At 66.2% G+C, this 19,127-nt stretch carries 14 protein-coding genes and 3 pseudogenes; 7 read left to right on the top strand and 10 right to left on the bottom strand.

What is annotated here, in order from left to right; translation table 11 throughout:
• Window positions 1-16 precede the first annotated feature (16 nt).
• The 10 genes and pseudogenes from TSO352_RS19695 to TSO352_RS19650 all read right to left on the bottom strand — a co-directional run bounded on the left by TSO352_RS19695 (window position 17) and on the right by TSO352_RS19650 (window position 10,842).
• Window positions 17-2,863, bottom strand: coding sequence for a DNA/RNA non-specific endonuclease (locus TSO352_RS19695; protein ID WP_109108956.1), 2,847 nt, complete (start codon window positions 2,861-2,863; stop codon window positions 17-19).
• Window positions 2,864-2,885: 22 nt separating this feature from the next.
• The gene (locus TSO352_RS19690) at window positions 2,886-4,787 is read right to left on the bottom strand and encodes a hypothetical protein (protein WP_146210773.1); all 1,902 of its coding nucleotides are present in this window, start codon (window positions 4,785-4,787) and stop codon (window positions 2,886-2,888) included.
• Between the two features lie 402 nt (window positions 4,788-5,189).
• A pseudogene (locus tag TSO352_RS19685) lies at window positions 5,190-5,947 on the bottom strand (IS5-like element ISAzba5 family transposase).
• A gap of 105 nt (window positions 5,948-6,052) precedes the next feature.
• Complete coding sequence (locus TSO352_RS19680; protein ID WP_158284608.1) at window positions 6,053-6,397, bottom strand: DDE-type integrase/transposase/recombinase; 345 nt, start codon at window positions 6,395-6,397, stop codon at window positions 6,053-6,055.
• A gap of 60 nt (window positions 6,398-6,457) precedes the next feature.
• On the bottom strand, window positions 6,458-7,600 hold the full coding sequence (locus tag TSO352_RS19675; RefSeq protein WP_109108953.1) for a Fic family protein: 1,143 nt from the start codon (window positions 7,598-7,600) through the stop codon (window positions 6,458-6,460).
• 181 nt (window positions 7,601-7,781) lie between these two features.
• Window positions 7,782-7,934, bottom strand: a pseudogene (locus TSO352_RS19670) (transposase); the annotation flags it as partial.
• A gap of 560 nt (window positions 7,935-8,494) precedes the next feature.
• Window positions 8,495-8,863, bottom strand: coding sequence for a toxin-antitoxin system HicB family antitoxin (locus TSO352_RS34045; RefSeq protein WP_109108952.1), 369 nt, complete (start codon window positions 8,861-8,863; stop codon window positions 8,495-8,497).
• Between the two features lie 11 nt (window positions 8,864-8,874).
• Window positions 8,875-9,258, bottom strand: coding sequence for a hypothetical protein (locus TSO352_RS19660; protein ID WP_109108951.1), 384 nt, complete (start codon window positions 9,256-9,258; stop codon window positions 8,875-8,877).
• A gap of 13 nt (window positions 9,259-9,271) precedes the next feature.
• Entirely contained in the window at window positions 9,272-9,514 is a 243-nt protein-coding gene (locus TSO352_RS19655; protein ID WP_109108950.1) for a DUF4167 domain-containing protein, read from the bottom strand.
• A 371-nt stretch (window positions 9,515-9,885) separates the two neighbouring features.
• Window positions 9,886-10,842 (bottom strand): chlorophyllase, encoded by a 957-nt coding sequence (locus TSO352_RS19650; RefSeq protein ID WP_109108949.1) that lies wholly within the window; start codon window positions 10,840-10,842, stop codon window positions 9,886-9,888.
• A 138-nt stretch (window positions 10,843-10,980) separates the two neighbouring features.
• Between TSO352_RS19650 and TSO352_RS19645 the strand changes: the two genes are divergently transcribed.
• The 7 genes and pseudogenes from TSO352_RS19645 (at window position 10,981) to TSO352_RS19610 (ending at window position 19,092) form a co-directional block, all read left to right on the top strand.
• Window positions 10,981-11,592, top strand: a complete 612-nt coding sequence (locus TSO352_RS19645) for a TetR/AcrR family transcriptional regulator (protein ID WP_109108948.1) — start codon at window positions 10,981-10,983, stop codon at window positions 11,590-11,592.
• Between the two features lie 106 nt (window positions 11,593-11,698).
• Window positions 11,699-12,599: pseudogene (locus tag TSO352_RS19640) on the top strand (IS5 family transposase).
• Window positions 12,600-13,545: 946 nt separating this feature from the next.
• Window positions 13,546-14,646, top strand: a complete 1,101-nt coding sequence (locus TSO352_RS19630) for an ABC transporter substrate-binding protein (protein ID WP_109108947.1) — start codon at window positions 13,546-13,548, stop codon at window positions 14,644-14,646.
• Between the two features lie 93 nt (window positions 14,647-14,739).
• Entirely contained in the window at window positions 14,740-15,531 is a 792-nt protein-coding gene (locus TSO352_RS19625) for an ABC transporter permease (protein ID WP_199231665.1), read from the top strand.
• 2 nt (window positions 15,532-15,533) lie between these two features.
• On the top strand, window positions 15,534-16,415 hold the full coding sequence (locus TSO352_RS19620; protein WP_199231664.1) for an ABC transporter permease: 882 nt from the start codon (window positions 15,534-15,536) through the stop codon (window positions 16,413-16,415).
• An 8-nt stretch (window positions 16,416-16,423) separates the two neighbouring features.
• Window positions 16,424-17,512: an ABC transporter ATP-binding protein gene (locus TSO352_RS19615; RefSeq protein WP_109108945.1), complete on the top strand. Its 1,089-nt coding sequence runs from the start codon at window positions 16,424-16,426 to the stop codon at window positions 17,510-17,512.
• On the top strand, window positions 17,509-19,092 hold the full coding sequence (locus tag TSO352_RS19610) for an acetolactate synthase large subunit (protein ID WP_247872269.1): 1,584 nt from the start codon (window positions 17,509-17,511) through the stop codon (window positions 19,090-19,092). Before TSO352_RS19615 ends, TSO352_RS19610 begins: the two co-directional genes overlap by 4 nt.
• Window positions 19,093-19,127: the final 35 nt, after the last annotated feature.

The following is a 19,127-nucleotide window of genomic DNA, read 5'->3' as shown; positions in this document are numbered from 1 at the left end:
GCGCCCGGCCGCGGGGTCAAATGCGCCACAACGTCTCGTCGTCATACATTTCCTTTTCCGGCAGGACCGAGATGTGTATGTGCTTGTTGTGCGGATTGGCCCCCGTGTACTCGCGCCAGATCCAGGCCGGGCTGCTCCCGATTGGTGAGGAGTTCACGATCCGGCGGTTCCAGATCACGTACTTCACCCGCCGGTCGCCTCTCTTGACGATGGCGTCCGCCAGCGCGCCGGCGTCGCAGCCGCCGGCCGGATCATGCGTGATGTCCATGGCGGTGACGATGCCGAAGGCTCCATCGCGCACCCAGGGATTGTGATCGGAACTGCGGGCGGCGTGGGCTGCGTCGCCGATTGTTCCATCGCTCGCCTTGCTGCGCTGCGGGGCCCGCGCGTCGATCTGCCGGCGCAACGCTTCCAGAGACCGCGCCGTGCGCCAGCGCACCGCCGTCTCCGTGAAGTCATCAGGCGCGCGGCGCTCCGAGCCCGGTTCCGCCTCCGCGTCGTCGCCGCCGTTCGGCGTCGGCCGCCGGTGCGCAGGCTCGGTGGCCACCAGGGAGTCCGTGCGTTCCAGCCCACCGAGATGCGCCATTTCGACGGCGCTGTCATACGTGTCCGCGTTGCGGAGCGTCTCGCCGAAATCGATTCCGGTCGCCTCCTCGATCGCCGTCAGGGGAACCTGATAGCGGCGGAAGTTATCGGGCACCACGAATTCCAGATCGACGGCGGACAGATCCTGTTCAAGAACGAAGCCGTAGGCGGCGATCCCCGTCGCCTTGCGGGCCACCGCCAGCTTCCAGTAGCGCGACGGAATCTTCACGCGAAGCACCCGGCGGTCGTCGCCGACGCCGACGAAGGTCTCGTCCCCCCGGTCCAGGATCGGGCCGGCGAAGACGGTGAGACGCTCGGCGGCGGATTCCGCCTGGACAAGGTTTTCCAGGTCGCCCCAGTTGTCGACACTCTCTCCAGACCGGTTGAACGAGGCCACTTGCGGCGAGCAGTTGGTGACGTGGAATGTGTCGCCGTTCGCGCGCCGGACCTCGTCGTAGGTGCGCCCCCAGGTGACGTCCTCCCGGCGCACGATGTGGCCCTTGTCGAAGGCGCCCCGATCCTTGGTGAAGAAGGCGTCGGAGAGTTGGAAGCGCCCGTCGAGCCGCGGGTCCGAAAACCACTTTTCGCTGTCGTTCCTCGTCATTCCGCCAAGCCCCTTGCGCGAATAGTCGCGTCCCGGTTCGGGCTGGCGCAGCGTGGCGTCGCGCGTGATGTTGGAGCCTGTGACCAGGGCCAGCCGGCGTTCAGCATGCATCAGGATGGAGAAGTTCTGATAGTCGAGCCGCGTTCCGCCGGCCTTCAGCGGGGCGAGCACGCTTGGGTCGCGGGGGGCCGGCATGGGCACCGTCACCCCGAGGAAATCCGGATCGTAGCCGTTTCGGGTGTGGAAATCCTCTTCATGGGCCGGCTCGACCGGACGCTCCGTATCCCCGGCGCCGGACGCGGCAGCGGTGGTGCCGGACACCGTGGCGCCCGCGCCCGGGTTCGGCGTGCCGAGTTCGATGGTGATCCGCAGCGGCACCTCCAGTGTCACGCGCCCACCGCCCGGTGCCGTCGCGCCGGGCATCGAGGTTGGGGCGTCGGGCGGCGGCGCGGCGGTAGATCGGGACAAAGCGGGACCGGCGGGCGGAGCGTCGGGCATGGAAACCTCCGTGTCATTCCAGGCGCGCAGCCACTCCGGCGGCGCACCTTCGGGTCTGGAAGCCGCGAACCTCACGCCGGCGTCCCAGACCCGGCCGTCACGCGCGAGTTCGAACGCCGGCACGGCGACATTGATGTCCAGGTAGCGGCCGCCGAAATGCAGGGCGATGGCCTCCCCGGTCTCAAGGTCGACCACCACCGATCCGGACGCGCCGCCGAGCGTCGAGCAGTCGTGCGCCGCGGCGCGAACGAGCTTGCCGAAGCTCGCAGTGTCGCGCCCCGGTGCCAACAGCCCGGGCTGCAGCCGCTTGACGCCGTAGGTGCGGTCGTAAATCTTGTCCTGGACGGTCGGATCGTTGCGGAGCGGGTCGTATGCCGGGTAACCGATGACCGCCACCTCCCGCCCTGCGAGATCCCGCGCGTCCTGGACGGACAGGCGCAGGGAATCGCTCCCGGCGGGAAGGCCGTCCACCTCCAGGAGCGCCATGTCCCACCAAAGGTGTATCATGCGCACGCGCAGCACGTTCAGGACCGGGCCGGTCGGCCGGCCGCGCTCGCGCAGGAAGTCGACCCCCGCGCTCATGCCGTTGCGGAAGGTGATCCTCCGGTCGCCGACCCCCTGGGCGAAGATGCCGGCGACATGACGGTTTGTCATCAGCAGCCGGTCGCCGACGACGAAGCCGGTGCCGCCGTAGGGGATGCGTGTCTGCCCCGGCAGTTCAACTCGACCGACGCAGGGGATCGCAGCCAGCAGACGGGCATGCACGGCCTTGTCCTCGGTCAGGTGCGACCACATCGCCTGGGTCACGGCGAAGCGACCGCCGATGATGTCCAAGGCCGGACGCTTGTCCGGGATGATGATCGCTTCAATACCCGCCATCTCGTCCGGCGACAGCGGATCGCGTCCGTCGCGAAGCTTCTGTATGCCGCGTTGCGCCGCGTCGAATAGCTCGGCCGTCACGGCGGACTTGCGCCCGTCGGTGCCCGGCGGGGCGGCGGGCAGGATGGCGAGCGGCTGCCCAGACTCCTCCATGCCACCATCCAGGCCGGCCACCCCCTCGAGGATTTCCGTCCGGCGCCTGACGGCGATCGGCTGTTCGACGATGGGATCCAAGCCGCCCAAAGGTTTGGTGATCTGATCGAGATACCTGCGCAGCCGCTCTTCTCGGGCCTTCATTGATCACTCCCCCGTAAGAACACTACCCGGCGTCCGTCAGGTCCGCCGCGTCACCAAGCCGACGGCAAGCCGCGTCCCAATTCCGGCCAGCAGCGCCGTCAGCAGATCTGTCGTGGTTCCCCACATGCTGTTGTCGACCCACAGCACGAGTATCCCGGAGACGCTGATGCCGAACATGACGATGGCGTTGGTCCCGATAGAGCATCAGGTCCGGTAGCTCCGCAGCGCTACCGTCGACACGTGACCGGCCGGGCCAATCAGCATGTTCGAGAAATCGAGCGTCAGGGCACTCTGGGGTGTCAGCAGTTCGGGCACGGGCGGCTGTGCCACCTCCGGACCTGCGGCACTCTCCTCGCCGGCGGCCGACAGGACCGCACCATGTGCCTTCAAGCGACCGGGCCAAGTCCGCACGCTGTGTCGTAGAGAGAGTGTTCCAGGTTCCCCTAAGCCGTTCCGCCGCGAGCCGCGCCTCCTCGAAGGCCGTTCTTCTGCTGTCGTCGGTGGACGGCGCGATCGCCTGCTGTGCGCGTTCCAGCAGCGTAGCGGGCAGAGACGCCAGCGCATTGTTCAGTTCGCGGGCGCACTTGTCGAGATCGGCCGCGCGCACCGCCGCGCCATCGTCCGCCGTGCCCTTTGGCGGCTCGAAGGCCCAGCTGCGGGCTGCGGCCAGCACCTTCCAGGCCTCATCTAGCTTGGGGACGCCCAGCAGGTCCCGCAATGGCCGGTCGCTGGCGGCGAGCGCCGCGTCCGCCGCCATCGTCATCAGCCTTTCCACCCGCTCGGCTTCCTTGTGCGGTGCCTCCGCCGCACTCTCTGCGGCCTTGAACAGCGCGGAGTCGCAGGTGTCGGACGCGGTCCGCTCCATCGCGTCGGCGAGTTCGCCGCGCAGCCGCATAAGGAGCACGCCGGGGTGGTCGGGAATCCGCTCCGCTGCCTCATGCGCCAGAAGGGCCGCGCCACTGACCGCGAAGCGCTCGTCGTAGGGCTTCAGGTCGACGGCCGTACGGTGCCGCGCCTGCGCGTTCAGCATGTCGAGCATCGTGATGAGATGATGCAAGGCCCGCCGGGCGGCAGGAAGCATGGCGGACAAGATCAGCATGCGGTAACGATGCCGGCGCTCCGCAATGTCGATCAGCGTGTCCACCACCGCGCGCGTGGACGTGCGCCACCGGTCGACCAGAGAACCCAGTAGCGCCCCGAACCCCACCAACCCGCCCGCCCCGACGGCGGAAGCGCGCACATCTACCGTCTGGTTGCGCACCGACTGGCCGCCCGGTCCGGTGGCCACGACATCAATCGCGTAACGGACTGGTTCAAGGCCGTCTGGCACCGTCAGGACCACCGGGCAGTCCGTCTGCGGCGGGCGTTTTCCCAGGCAGCCACCCTCCGCCTTCGGCAGCACCGCCGGTGCGACCGCGAGTTTCGCCTGGGCGACGATCCTGGCAAGCCGGCCGACGTCGACGGCAGAAACCTCGACCGGCTCGCTAGCCGTGTTGCGGCCGATCAGGGTGATCCGGTGTCCCTCCGGCGTGGTGATATTGGGAAACGCAAGGTCGATCCGGGACATACGAGGCTCAACCAGAAAATCGCGTGGAAGGCTGGCTGGGGTGCGCGTCATGGCCAGGACGAAGCGCGTGGCGACGGCGCCGTCGGAACCGACCACGTCGAGCACGGCTTCCCAGGTTCCGGCCAGTGGAAAGCTCCTGCTGGCCTCGAAGGTCGCGGTCTCGCCTTCGGCAAGCACGAAGCGGTTCGGCGGATCGGGCTCTTTGACTTCTCCGATTCGCACCCAACGGGCTAGCGTCGAGGCATCGCTCGCGGCACGGCGGAACACCGGATCGGTCCGGAGTTGGAGTGGTGGTTCGCCCTTGGGAACGCGCAAAGTGACCAGGATGCGCCCCGCTTTATCGTCGCCCTTCGACAAGCCGGTTCTACAGCTTCAGACTGGATAGCGCCAATAGAATTTGCCGCAAAGGTTCGGAACGCGGATTCCCATGCCGCGAAAAAGCGAAAGAACCCATGCGCATTCATTTCGATCCGAACACTTGTGTGAATCAGCATGGAAGAAGGACTGAACCGCGCCGGGTGCAGGCGTTCTTGCGCAAGTGCCGCCTAAGCAGGATTTCACAGGCCGGGCCATCTGTGGCCCGATCTGGGGAAACCTGCCTAGGCTTCAGCCACCCGACCGCCGCTTGCGGGTGAACATCCTGATGAACAGCTTGGCATAGAGCGCCACGTTCGCCAGGGTCATACCCCAGATCACGCAGGGTTGGAGGATTGGAAAGTATGTGACAGAATAGCTCCCCTTCTGGCCTAGGGTCCAGACTCATAACCAGTAGGCGACGGTTGCGGCGATGTGGACGGCCGCCATGAAGTTGGTAGCGGAGCGGTCATAGCGGGTGGCGATGCGCCGGAAGTCCTTGAGGCGTCCGAACATACGCTCGATGACGTTGCGGTTCCGTTAGAGGTAGGGTGAGAAGCAGTTTTTCCAGCGCTTGTTGGCGCGTGGCGGGATGTTGGGCGCGGCCCCGGCCTCTTCGATCTTCCGGCGAACAGCGGCGCTGTCGTATCCCTTGTCGCCGTGCAGGAGGTCGGTGGCAGGCATCCGGTCGAGCAGACGGTCGGCGGCGGTGCAGTCGGCAACCTGACCGCCGGTCAGCAGGAAGGCGAGCGGCCGCCCACGCGGATCGCTCAAGGCATGGATTTTGGTGGTTCGTCCGCCACGGGACCGTCCGATGGCCTGGGCGCGCTCCCCCCTTTGCCGCCGCTTGCCGATCGATGGGCGCGCACGGCCGTGGAGTCGATCATTACCTGGGCCGGTGGGCCACCCGCCGCGGCCAAGGCATGGAAGATGTCCTCCCACACGCCCTTCGCCGCCCAGCGGACGAAGCGGTTGTAGAGCGTCTTGCGCGGACCGTAGACCGGTGGAGCATCCGCCCAGCGCCCGCCCGACTTCAGCACATGGACGATTCCGCTGATCACACGGTGATCGTCCACGCGCGGCTTGCCTCGGGTGTCGCGAGGAAGGTGCGGCTCAAGCCGCCCAAATTGCTCCACAGTCAACCAGAACTGACCGTCGCTCATCGCAAAGCCCCTTTCCAGGGCGTTGAATCACAACGGCTCCCTGACGAAAAGGCTCTTTATGGGTCCGGACCCTAAGCATAAGACATATCGATTGCAACCTCTCCTTCAGACAGCGCTGACGGTCACAGCGGAAGAACGCCTCGGCGATCGCTTTAACACGGGTGGCGCCGAGGTGAGGAACACCTCGACCAGGTTGCCGTCGCTGTCGATGGCACGGTGCGGGTGCGGCCATTGACAGGCGACCTTGAGGTACGTCTCGTCCACGTACCAGCTTAGACCAATCTTGCCTTTCCGGCACTGCCGTAGAGCCGCGGTTGACTGCGGCGCCAACTTGGCCTCCCAGTTACGCACCGCCTCATGGGAGAAGACCAAGCCGCGCAAGTGCAATATCTCAGCGAGATCGCACAGACTGAGCTTGGCGCCAGCACAAGCCCTGTGATTGTTGAACACGGCGATGTCCTCCGCTACGACTCCGGCTAGGGTTGGGCCCTTTCGTCGCGGGAGGAGCGCTCAGCCGGTTGGCGTGTCTGGCGGCTGCGTGGGCGGCCAGTGGAAGGTGAAGCTCGTATTCTTGCTCCCTCCGGGGTTCCTGACGAGCAGCCCGCGAGTGACGAGATCGTTTATGTCGCGCAGCGCAGTGTCCGCGGAGCAGCCACAGATGCTCGCCCACTTCTTCGTTGTCAGGTTCCCCTCGAAGCCGTCGAGCAGCTTGGTCAGCACCTTACGCTGGCGTTCGGAGAAGGGTAGCCCGCCGTCCTGCGCCCTCCAGAATTTCGCCTTGGTGAAGACCCGGTCGGTGGTGGCCTCAGCGGCGGCGATAGCGCTGGCGTAGCATTCGAGAAACCACAGCAACCAGTCGGTAATGTCCAAGTCGCCCCTCTGCGCGGCCTCCAGAGCGGCGTAGTAGCGTCGTTTGTCCCGCTCGATGGCGCCCGACATGCTGTAGAAACGCTGGCCACTCCGCTCCGCTTGGGCGATCGCCAAGTCGGCAATAGCTCTGGCGATACGGCCGTTGCCGTCGTCCATTGGATGGATCGTCACGAACCAGAGATGGGCGAGGCCTGCCCGCAGCAGTGGATCGATCGGCTGTGAGGCGTTGAACCACGCCAGGAACGCGGCCATCTCGCCAGCGACGCAACCGGCCGGCGGCGCCTGGAAGTGGACGACCGGCGCCGGCGAGAAGGTGCTGGAAACCACCTGCATGGTGCCATGTCGATCGGTCCGCCAGCACGCCACATCAATCCGGTCTTTCCCGCTGTAGCCGGTCGGAAACAGGGCTGCGTGCCAGCCGAAGATCCTCTCGCTGGTCAGCGACGCCGCGTGGTTCCTGGCCGCGTCCAGGACGATCTCGACGACCCCCTCAACCTTCCGATCGGTAGGGCCGAGTCCGGCGTCAGGAATGCCGAGGCGGCGCGCGATGGAGGAGCGGATGCTGGATGGGTTCAGAACCTCACCCTCAATCGCGCTGGTCTTCTCGACATCCTCGGTCAGCGCCACCAACTCGGCTTCAAGACGGCCATCAATCCCGATGTCGCGCATCTTGCCAAGGAACAGCCCCTGGCGATGCCGTGCGTCGGCCAGAGGAGAGAGCAGAGCGCCGGCGTCCCAGCGGAAGCTCGGCCAGTCCTCTCGCTGCCAAACGTAGGTCGCCATGGTTCATGTTCTCCGCATCTCCTGCGGCGAGTATAGCCTGATTCGCCGCGCGGCTCAAGCAGTTCGCCGCACACTCTGCGGGGAATGGCTGCGGGTTCTTTGCAAAGCCGTCGGCGCTCAGATGGATGGTTTCAGCAGGTTTCGCGCCAGCTTGGTGGACCGAGGCGTAGGCGCCGGTCCGGTCATAGGCGCCATCCCCGGTGAGCACGGCCACTGGTTCGTCGATCTGGTCGAGCAACGGCCCGACCTGAGCGGCATCGTCGCCGTCGCGGTCGGTCAGCGTGGCCGCAACGATCCGGCCGCTCTCCGCATCCACGCCGAGGTGCAACTTCCGGTTCCGTTGCAAAGTTTGACGGCGGATGCCGGCAGCTGATCATCCAGGGAGAGGGTGCGGAGACGGACTTCTATAGGACGGCTCGCCACCGGCAAACCCGCTCATCCCTGCCTCCGTGCACCTACACCGCCCGGCGCCGGTTCAGGACCTCCGACACCCGTCCGCTCGATCCGATGATCGGCTCCAGGTCGGCGCGCGTCATTCCGCGCTGCTCCATCATGAGGCGGCATGGGGTGGTGGCGCCGCTCGTAGGCGTCCACCAGCGTCATGAGGATGTCGAGACGGCGCCCTCCGTTGTGTTGGGCTCGGCATCCCAAAGACGCTCGATCTCGGCAAGCGCAGCCCGGAAGTCAGTTTCAGTCTTGATCAGGGTTACATCCATCAAATGCACCCTTTCTGGACGATTATTCTATGAGATCGTCATCACGCGGTGCGTTTCCGACGCCGGACCGGCTCAGGATGTCCTTGACGCGTCCAGGGGTCGTGCGAGCCGCCCGAGCGGCCAAGTAGCGCGCTGCCTCCGCTTGCGCACCAACACGCGACGCCAGGGCCGCCACGACCTACTGGTTGAGGCTGACACCGGCCGCGTCGGCGAGCCGGGCCGCCTCGTCCTTCAGATCGTCGGGGATGCGGAGGAGAAAGCTGGCCATCATAATCTCCTGAGAACGTTCACCGGCCGTGAGGTCGGTGAGATTGAAGCTCGCGATCATATCGGCCACGCCGTTGATCGTAGTTTCGAGAACATGATCGTCGTCCGGATCGTTCGCCACCGGCCGCCAGCGATAGTCGAAAGCCACGGGCACGCACAGCGCCGCCAGGGGCATTTGATTGTAGACGTGCTGGTTAGCGCCCTCTGCCGCTGTGCGCACCAGATCGGCGGCATACTTGATCGCCTCGATCTCATACTGCTTCAGCGACACCTTCGCCATGGGAGGCTCCTTTACGCGACAGATATCGAACCCGGGATGGCCGACGATGCGTCGTTGTGATCTGCCCGTTGCCTGCTTCCGAGTTCGTCCAGAACATGCTGGTATTCGCCCGGTGGTAGGGCGCGTGAATCCTCGGCGATGTGCCGTAAGGCAGCGAGGCCAGCCTCGGTAAACCGCGCGCGCAGCCAATGGCCGCCATCATCCCGCAACTCCAGCAGCCCGCGGTCCAGCATCCCCTGAATGACCGTTCCCGGCTTCGGCTGGCCCTTGTTCGGCCCGGTGGCCCACCGCTTCACCAGGATGCCGCTCTCCAGCCGCGGTGCCTGCCCAAAGCGCACCATGAATTCGTTGCGGATCAGAGCCCGCTCTCGCGGCGTCAAGGTGGTGTCGCTCACCAGCTCATCTCCCTCAGTCCTCTCCCCGCGATACGCGGAACCAATGCTCAGCATACTGCCGACACAGTTCAGCCTCCACGCCATCTCCGCTGCGTTCGGCATCCGCCGCGCGGGCGAGCCACTGAGACTGCTTCTGAAGCGCTGATCCGTTCACACGGGAGGGTGATGGTCGAACCCCTGTCGAAGCGGCAGTGGTTGGGCGAGGCTTGCTGAAATTTGGTCGCGGCACTGGTACGCGGGGCCTGGAGGGTGGCATGGGGCCTACCGACTTCCTTGAAGAGTGGAGGTTCATCCTTCGACCCGGAAAGTCTACGCCGTGCATCGTAACGATGCGCGAGAATTCTCCGATGCTGCGGCGTCGCCGACGCCTGCCGGCGTGCTGCCTGGCATCGGAGACCCGGCCGACCAGTGGGGCCGGTAGCCTGATCAGCACCGTCAGCGCCGGCGAGATGGCCAGCCGCCCAATTCGTCACTTTGCGCTTCGGCCGGGGAATACGATGGCGACGAGCGGCATTGGCCATGTGCGGCATAGCGGGCGACCAGAGGGGACGGGGCATGGACCTACGACACCGAACGCATCCATGCAACACGGCGGTGCGCCGCGCCCCGCATTTCTGGAAGAAGTCGTTATCGGGTCTCGACGTGACCGAGCCGTCCTGCCTCACCATTGAGCGAGGCCTGCGCCTTCTCCCAGGCGTCGCTGCCCGGATGAAGTGCCGACCACAGCCAGGCCCAGGTCATACGCTGCACAAAGGCAACCCGCTCCGGGTTCTCGTCGGTCGTTTCGCCCGCGTCATAGCCGGCAACGCCCCCATAGCCGTGCTCGGCGTCAGTGACCGCCAGGAGGCTCTTGGGAGCCGGGCTCAGGCGGTAGGCATCGCTGCGCCAGTCCGTGTGGGTTGAAAAGTTGGGGTTGAAGTCCTTGTCCCCCGCTACAATGAGAGCGGGCACCTTCATCGCGTCAAAGGTATTCTTCGTCAGTGCCGGGTAGCGTTGCCCGATTGGCCCGTCCAACCGGGAGCCGAGGCCGGGGGCACCGATGAGGACGCCCGCCTTGATGCGGTCGTCCCGGAGGTCCAGCGTTTCTTCCCCATCGACATCATGAAGTTGCATGCCGAGCAGCATGCCTGCGGTGAAAGCGCCCAACGAGTAGCCGGCAACGGCGACCTTCTCCCGATCGAGGCGTCCGGCTAGGCCGGGTACTGCCTTCTCGATCAGGTCGAGCCGATCGAGGATGAGAGCCATATCCTGCGCCCGCGAGCGGTAGAACAGAGGTGCTTCGGGCGTCTCCGGACTCAACGTCGTGGAGTTGAGGTGCGTCGGCTGGATAACGACAAATCCATGCGAGGCCCAGAATTCCGAAAGCGGAAGCACGCCTCGGTTGGACGACAGATAGTTGGATGCTCCGTGGCCATGCGACAGGAGGATGATAGGCAACTTGTCTCCAGTCGTTGGGGCGGACACCCGCAGTTCTATATCGACATAACGCTGAGGTGCCGGGATCGTAATCGGCGTCACGGCCATGAATGGGGTTTGCGCGGCGACCGGAATGAGGGCGGCATCCTTGATAAGTTTGTCAGCCATGATTGTTCCTTTCGATCTGGAGGCCGCGTCGCGATCGCGTTGGGGCCTGTTCAACCTCGTGCCGTTCGGCTAAAGATAAGCGGAACGCTCTTCCGCTTTATACGGACGAACGTTCCGTTTAGCAAGGGGGTTCCCGATATGAGCGTCAAGAAAAGCGAACTGGAGGTTTCAGCGACGACTGAACGCCCTATGCGCGCGGACGCACGGCGCAATCTGACGCTCGTCGTGGAGACAGCGCGCGACGTGTTCGCGAGCGCCGGAGTGGATGCTCCAATGCGCGAGATCGCCGAGAAGGCGGGCGTGGGTGTCGGGACGATCTACCGGCATTTTCCGCAACGCTCCGACCTGATTGCCGCGGTATTCCGCCACGAGGTCGATGCCTGCGCTGATGCAGCGTCGGACCTTCTCCATCAGCATCAACCCGGGGAAGCGCTTGACCGCTGGATGCAGCGTTATGTCGATTTCCTTATCGCCAAACGCGGCCTGGCTTCAGCACTCTACTCCGGCGGACCGTCGTTCGAATCCTTGCCGGCCTATTTCGACAGTCGCTTCGAACCCGCGTTGCAATCGATTCTGGATGCGGCCGCCGCTTCGGGCGAGGTGAGCGCCGATGCCCGGCCCCACGATCTGCTTCGAGCTGCCGCCAGCCTCTGCGCGCCATCTAATAAGGGTGATCCCACCATGGCGCGTTGGCTGGTGGCGCTCCTTATCGACGGTCTGCGCTACCGTGCGTCGACACGCACCACCTGACGCTCAAGTGACACCGAACGCCCCCTTTCGCGACAGCGGCGGGCTGTTGCATGGATGGGATCGCTGTCGTAGGGAGCGGCTCCGCCTCCGTTTTAGGTTCCGGACCGTGCCCTACAAAGCGAACGCCGCCCGCCGTCATCACATCCCGCGACCGAAGCGGCGCGTGACGAACTGGGCGGCTTACGACGCCGCCCTGCGCCAGCGGGGCAGCCTCACGGTGTGTGTGAGCGAGGAGGCAATCGCGCAGTGGAAGGCAGCCCCCCGCACCACGCCCGGTGGGCAGCCCAGCTACTCCGACCTGGCGATCACAACAGCGCTGATGCTGCGCGCGGTGTTCCGTCTGGCGCTGCGCCAGACGGAAGGGCTCCTCGCCTCCATCCTCCAGTTGCTCGGCGTGGATCTGGCGGTGCCCGATCATTCCACCATCGCCCGGCGCGCCCGGACGGTGACACTGCTGCCCGCACCGCGCTCGAGCGGCGGACCCCTTCACCTGCTGGTCGACAGCACGGGGTTGAAGCTGTGCGGGTCGGGCGAATGGCTGATCGAGAAGCACGGCACCAAGCGGCGGCGCTCCTGGCGCGCCCTGCACCTCGGCCTGGACGCAGGAAGCGGGCGGATCGTCGCCGCCACCTTGACCGACCGTGGCGTGGACGATGCCTCGCAGGTCGCCCCCTTGGACGGGGGTTTACGCGTCGGTCCACGCGCGCCATCCCGACGCCAAGGTCATAGCGCCGCCCCGCCGCGATGCTGTGCTCAGCGAGACGGTCGGCACCGCGCCCACCGAGCGCGACCGTCACATCCAGATAGTCGCGCAGAGAGACCGGATGGCATGGCAACGGGCCAATGAGTACAATCGGCGCGCTGGTGTTGAAAGCCAAATGGCGCGCTGGAAGGGCGTCCTCGGCGACGCGCTGCGCTTCCATTGCGACGCGGCGCAGGCCATCGGCGTCGCCACCCTCAACCGCATGCTCGACCTTGGACGCCCGAACTCCGTCCGCGTCTCCTGATCAGCAACGGGGCTGGGGCGATCTCTTACCACGCTCACCTCCCTGCAACACGCCGCCCTGGGGCCGACTTCCATCTGCAGCCCGGGCAGGTGTTCCACATGTACGCGTCGGCGCGCGGCGTTGCCGTGAGCGAGACCGTTCTCGTGACCGAAGCCGCGCCGCGCCTGCTGACGACCTGCCCGCGTCGGCCCATGCAAGGTTGAGCCCGCCAAATTGTCCAGCATCGAGGTGACGATGCCCGATGACTTTGGGTCTTCAATTGCCGGCAGGGGAGCAAGCCCTCAATAGTGGAATCATCGGCCACCGCGTTGATGAGATGACCTGCCGGCTCCGTGGTTCTTTCCAAGGTCGGGACAAGCCCACCTCACTATGGCGTCTGGAAGCTCTGATCTTCCAAGGTGCGCAGCGCGCTCACCTCAGGAGGCCGGGGCAAGCAAGGTCGTGGAATGACCAGTGCTTCGTCCCGGCAGTGACCCCTCTCCGCCGCTAGGACGGATCCCAGGGAACGATCGTGCTCATGCGACGGCCTCCTTGTCCGACCAACGGAACTCACCGCTGTCCATCCAAAGCTGATGCATCAGCACTGCCAACTTGCGGGCCACCGCGATCTGAACCGAGCCGGCATTGGGTTTCGGCATAGCAGCCATGCGTCATATTGACGCTGCGTTGATTTGACACATTACCACAGCCAGCGCAGCATATTCTTTATGAAGACGTCGTATTCTATTAGAATACATCGACGGCCTTCAAGAAAAGTTCGGTGCAAGTCATCCGCTGTCCAGAACAGACGCGACGAGAGCTGAAGGCATTTCATGCCGCTCAGGAAATCGCATTAGAGGGCAGGTGGCTTCCAATGCTGTGATCATCATGGACGGAACGCCCGCAGGTGCGCCGCAGCCCCCGGCTGTGCTGTCGTCAGGGAATGTTCTGCCGCACAGGAGGGGCTATGAGCAAAGACATCGACAAGTCCGGCGACAAGACCGGCGATGAGCCCGCGGCTCAGGGATGGTCCCGCCGCTCGGTCATGAAGGTGGCGGCGGGTGCCATGGGTGCTCTCGCGATGCCGGCCGTCGTCCGCAGCGCACAGGCGGCCGAGGTTCTCTACGTGAACACCTGGGGGGGCACCTGGGAAAAGGCCGCGGTCAAGCATCTGTTCGAACCGTTCACCAAGGAAACCGGTGTGGAAATCCGCACCGTGTCGCCGGTGTCCTTCGCGAAACTGGCGGCACAGGTCCGCACGGGTGTCTACGAATTCGACGTGACGACGCTGGGAGGCGGCGACATCGTCCGCGCCAACGCCGCCAAGATCATCGACCCCCTTGCAGGCTCCCCTCTGGCGTCGGCCGGGCTGTGGAAGGACGCGGTGTTCGAGAACGGGGTGGCCTCGCATGCCTTCTCCACCGTCATCGCCTACCGCACCGACCGTCTTCCCAAGGGCGGGCCGCAGAACTGGGCCGATTTCTGGAACCGGCAGGAGTTTCCCGGAACCCGCTGCCTGCAGCGCTATTGCGCCCGTGTCCTGCCGCTGGCCCTGCTGGCCGACGGGGTGCCGCAGAACAAGCTCTACCCGCTGGACACCGAACGCGCCTTCCGTGCGCTCGAACGGATCAAGCCGGACCTGCGGGTCTGGTGGACCCAGGGCCAGCAGTCGCAGCAGCTTCTGCGCGACGGCGAGGTGGACATGATCGGCATCTGGCACTCCCGCGCGCTGGAGCTGATCGATCAGGGCCACCCGGTCGGCATCTCCTGGACGCAGGCGGAGATCGACCGCGCCTACTGGGTCGTCTCCAAGGACAGCCCGCGCCGCGAGATCGCCTGGAAGTTCATCCAGAGCGCCGTACAGCCGGAACGACTGGCCGGCTTCTGTCGCGAGGCGCTGTACGGCCCGCTCAATCCGGCCGCCTTCGAGTTCATCCCGAAGGAAGAGTCCGACCGCATGCCGACCGGCCCGCGTAACTATCCCCTCGCCTTCGAGCAGAACGTCAAGGACTTCGGCGGCAACCTGCAAAAGGTGACCCAGCGATTCGAGCAGTGGCTCGCGAGCTGAACAGCGCCTTCCGACCGCATCCCGCTGCATCCGCGAAGGGAGAAGCCTGTGATTTCAACCACCGTCCGGGGGGCGTCGAAGCCATGGCTTCTTTTGCTTCCGCTGGTTCTGTTCCTCTCCGCGTTCTTCCTGGTCCCGCTTGTCCAGGTCGCGATGATGAGCGTGACCGAGCCCGAACCGGGCTTCGGCAACTACGCCCATCTGGCCGAGGACGCGCTTTACCTCCAGGTCTTTCTCAACACCTTCCTGACGGCGCTCGGGGTGGCGGTCTGCTGCCTGCTGTTGGGTTACCCGCTGGCCTATCTGATGGCGCAGTCGTCGCCGCGCGTCGCTGCGCTGCTGATGCTGCTCGTCACCATGAGCTTCTGGACGAGTTTCCTGGTCCGCACCTACGCCTGGATGGTGCTGCTGGGCAACAACGGCCCGGTGACCGCGCTGCTGGCGCTCCTCGGCTGGGATCCGGCACCCCACCTGCTATTCACCCGCTTCAGCTCCACGCTCGCCATGGTGCACATCCTCATCCCCTACATGGTGATGAGCCTCTATTCGGTGATGAAGCGCATTGACCCGGCCCTGCTGCGGGCGGCGGAAAGTCTCGGCGCCAAGCCCTGGTCCGTGTTCAGGCAGGTCTATCTGCCGCTGAGCGCGCCCGGCATGGTGAACGGCGCCACGCTGGTGTTCATGATCTGCCTCGGCTTCTACGTCACGCCGGTGCTGCTCGGCAGCCCGCAGGAGCAGATGGTCGCCGGGCTGATCGGCACACAGATCGAGGAGTTCCTGGATTTCGGCCAGGCGTCGGCCATGGCCATGGTCCTGCTCGCCAGCACGCTGGTCGTGCTCACCGTTTATCACCGCCGCTTCGGCCTCGACCGGTTGTGGGGATGACCATGAGGCTCCTGCCCCGTCTGATCGGCATTCTGGTCGCCGCCTTCATCGCGGCTCCGCTGCTCATCGTCGTGCCGATGTCCTTCAGCACGGCGCCGTCGCTGGAGTTCCCGCCGCCCGGCTACTGGCTCGGCTATTACGCGGCCTATTTCACTGACGAGCGCTGGACCCAGCCGACCGTCAACAGCCTGGTCATCGCCTTCGGGACGATGCTGCTGACCATGCTGCTCGTCACCCCGGCGACTTTCGCGGTGGTGCGCCACCGCTTCCTCGGCCGCGGGATCGCCAACCTGATGCTGACCATGCCAATGGCAATGCCGCACATCGTGCTGGCGATCGGCTACTACTCCTATCTTGGCGACCTGCGGCTGACGCAGACGCATGCCGGCGTGATCATCGCCCACACAGCGCTGTCGGTCCCCGTCGCCTTCCTGATCCTGTCGGCCAACCTGAAGGGGTTCGACCGCAACCTGGAGCGCGCGGCGATGAGCCTCGGCGCCACGCCGTTGCGGACCTTCTGGCACGTTACGCTGCCGGTGCTGCGGCCGGGCTTCGCGATCAGCGCGCTGTTCGCCTTCATCCAGTCCTTCGACGAGACGGTCGTCGCCCTCTTCATCTCCGGACGCGAAAGCGAGACCCTGCCGCGCAAGATGTTCGAAAGCATCCGTGTGCAGGCCGACCCGGTCATCTCCGTCGTGTCCACCCTGCTGTTCGCCGCGGTGGTGCTGGTCGTGCTGATGCCGGTGCTGTGGAAGGCGGCGCGCAAGCGCCGTTCCCCCACCGGCCCCAGCGCCGTCGCCCGTGACGCCGCCGGGGCGAACGCCGGCACCGCGCCGTCCGACATCAATCCCTGCGCGCCGAGCCGCGTGCAACTGGAGGCTTGAGGCCGACCATGCCCGATCGCTACCTTCAGGTTTCCGCCCTGACCAAATCCTACGGCAGCGTCACGGCGCTCGGCGGCGTGTCCCTCGACGTGGAAAAGGGCGAATTCGTCACGCTCCTTGGGCCCAGCGGCTCGGGCAAGACCACCACGCTGATGATCATCGCCGGGTTCGAGACGGCGACCTCGGGCACCGTCGAGATCGGAGGCCGCTCGCTCAGCAACATCCCCCCGCACGCCCGCAACATCGGCATCGTCTTCCAGAACTATGCTCTGTTCCCACACAGGACGGCGCTGCAAAACATCATGTTCCCGCTGAACATGCGCGGCGTCCCGGCGGCGGAAGCCGAGCGCAAGGCGCGCGCCATGCTGGACCTCGTCGGTCTGTCCAGTTACGGCGACCGCTGGCCCAAGGACATGTCGGGTGGCCAGCAGCAGCGCATCGCGCTGGCCCGCGCGCTGGTGTTCGAGCCGTCGCTCCTGCTGCTGGACGAGCCGTTGGGCGCGCTCGACAAGAGCATGCGCGAACAGATGCAGATCGAGATCAAGCGTATCCAGAAGAGCCTGGGCGTGACCACGATCTTCGTCACGCACGACCAGTCCGAAGCGATGACCATGTCCGACCGCATCGCCGTGTTCGAACAGGGCCGCATCGACCAGATCGGCACCCCGCAGGAGGTCTACCGGCGGCCCAGCACGCCGTTCGTCGCGCGCTTCATCGGCGACAGCAATCTGCTGCCGGGCATCGTGCTGGACCCGGAACAGGGGCTGGTCAGGACCGAGCATTTCGGCCTGATGCGCCTGCCCGATCGGCTGAAGACGGCGACCGGAGCGAAGGTGACGCTGATGCTGCGCCCCGAATCCATCCACCTTGCCGGCATGATGGACACCCGTGGCGGCGACACCGAGAGGATGAACCGCGCCGAGGTGAACGTGCATACGGTGGTGCCCTACGGTGAAAGCACGCTGCTGATCGGACGGTCGGGCGGCAGCGATCTGCGCATCCGGCTGCGCGCGCAGGAAGCGGACGGCATCGGCAGCGGCGCCTCGCTCAAACTGCTGTGGCCGGCGGCGGCCGTCCACGCCATCCCGACGGCATGACGATGACCCAGGCACCAACTGAAAATGCACCCTACACCGGTGCCGACGCGCTGTGCGACACGCTGCTGGCCGGCGGGGTGGAGGTCTGCTTCGCCAATCCCGGCACCTCGGAGATGCATTTCGTCGCCGCCCTCGACCGCCGGCCGCGCATGCGCTGCATCCTCGGCCTGTTCGAGGGGGTGGTGACGGGGGCCGCCGACGGCTATGCCCGCATGACCGACAAGCCGGCCGTCACCCTGCTGCATTGCGGCCCAGGGCTCGCCAACGGGCTGGCAAACCTTCACAACGCGCGGCGCGCCCGATCCCCCATCGTCAACGTGGTCGGCGATCACGCGACCCACCATCGCGCCTACGACGCGCCGCTGACCAGCGACGTCGAGGGGCTGGCCCGTCCGATGTCCCATTGGGTGCGCAGCACGGCCTCGGCCGCCACGGTGGCCCAGGACGCGGCGGAGGCCATCCGGACCGCCCGCACGGCACCGGGCAAAATAGCCACGCTGATCCTGCCGGCCGATGCGGCCTGGAGCGAAACCTCGCCCGGCTTGCCGCCGCTGCCCGCCCCACCGCCGGCGGAGGTGTCGGCCGCGATGGTCGCGGACGCGGCGGCGGCGATCCGTTCGGGGCGGCGGACGGTCCTGTTGCTGACCGGCCGGGCGCTGCGGGCGCCGGCTCTTGCCACGGCGGAGCGGATCGGCAGGGCCACCGGGGTCCGGCTGCTGGCCCAGCAGTCGAACGGCCGCATCGAGCGCGGCGCCGGCCGCGTGGCGGTGGAGCGCGTTCCCTACCCGCTGGACGGCGCAATCGCCACCTTCCGGGACGTCGAGCAGGTGATCCTCGTCGGCGCCGCGGCGCCCGTGGCCTTCTTCGCTTATCCCGGGCGGCCGAGCAGCCCGCTGCCGGACGGATGCCGCGTCCTGACGCTGGCGGAGCCCGAGGACGACCTGCCCGGTGCGCTGGACGCTTTGGCCGATGCGCTTGGCGTCGGGTCGGGTGGCCAACCGCTGATCCAGCGGCTCGACCGGCCGGCGATGATCGACGGGGCGCTGACGCCGGATTCCATCGCAGCGGCCGTCGGCGCCCTGATGCCGGAGGGCGCCATCCTGTGCGACGAGGCGCTGACCTCCGGGCGCCGCCTGTTCGAACTCACCCGCGGGGCGCCGCCTCACGATGTCCTGGCGCTGACCGGCGGGTCTATCGGCATCGGACTGCCGCTGGCGACCGGCGCCGCGGTGGCCTGTCCGGACCGCAAGGTCATCGCGCTCCAGGCCGACGGCAGCGGCATGTATACCGCCCAGGCCCTGTGGACGCAGGCAAGGGAGGGGCTGGACGTCGTCACCATCGTCTTCGCCAACCGCTCCTACGCCATCCTGCGCAACGAGTACCGCAGCGTCGGCGCCGGGGAACCAGGCCGCAACGCCGACCGGCTGTTCGATCTCGTCGACCCGGTGATCGACTGGACCGGTCTCGCCCGATCCATGGGAGTTGAGGCGGCGCGCGCAGAGGATGCCGGAACCTTCGCCGACCGGCTGTCGGCGGCGTTTCGCCGGAAGGGACCATTCCTGATCGAGGCAGTGATGTGAAGACCAAGCACTGATCCGCCCGCCATCCATGCAGA

The organism is Azospirillum sp. TSO35-2, assembly GCF_003116095.1.
Lineage (GTDB): Bacteria > Pseudomonadota > Alphaproteobacteria > Azospirillales > Azospirillaceae > Azospirillum.
Note: the sequence above shows the minus strand (reverse complement) of the source record. Positions and strands in the feature narration are given on the sequence as shown.

Coding starts and splice junctions, on each gene's coding strand:
- TSO352_RS19695 (WP_109108956.1), bottom strand. CDS start 2,863: ATGAAGGCCCGAGAAGAGCGGCTGCGCAGGTATCTCGATCAGATCACC.
- TSO352_RS19675 (WP_109108953.1), bottom strand. CDS start 7,600: ATGGCGACCTACGTTTGGCAGCGAGAGGACTGGCCGAGCTTCCGCTGG.
- TSO352_RS34045 (WP_109108952.1), bottom strand. CDS start 8,863: ATGGCGAAGGTGTCGCTGAAGCAGTATGAGATCGAGGCGATCAAGTAT.
- TSO352_RS19655 (WP_109108950.1), bottom strand. CDS start 9,514: ATGCCACCCTCCAGGCCCCGCGTACCAGTGCCGCGACCAAATTTCAGC.
- TSO352_RS19650 (WP_109108949.1), bottom strand. CDS start 10,842: ATGGCTGACAAACTTATCAAGGATGCCGCCCTCATTCCGGTCGCCGCG.
- TSO352_RS19645 (WP_109108948.1), top strand. CDS start 10,981: ATGAGCGTCAAGAAAAGCGAACTGGAGGTTTCAGCGACGACTGAACGC.
- TSO352_RS19630 (WP_109108947.1), top strand. CDS start 13,546: ATGAGCAAAGACATCGACAAGTCCGGCGACAAGACCGGCGATGAGCCC.
- TSO352_RS19620 (WP_199231664.1), top strand. CDS start 15,534: ATGAGGCTCCTGCCCCGTCTGATCGGCATTCTGGTCGCCGCCTTCATC.
- TSO352_RS19615 (WP_109108945.1), top strand. CDS start 16,424: ATGCCCGATCGCTACCTTCAGGTTTCCGCCCTGACCAAATCCTACGGC.
- TSO352_RS19610 (WP_247872269.1), top strand. CDS start 17,509: ATGACGATGACCCAGGCACCAACTGAAAATGCACCCTACACCGGTGCC.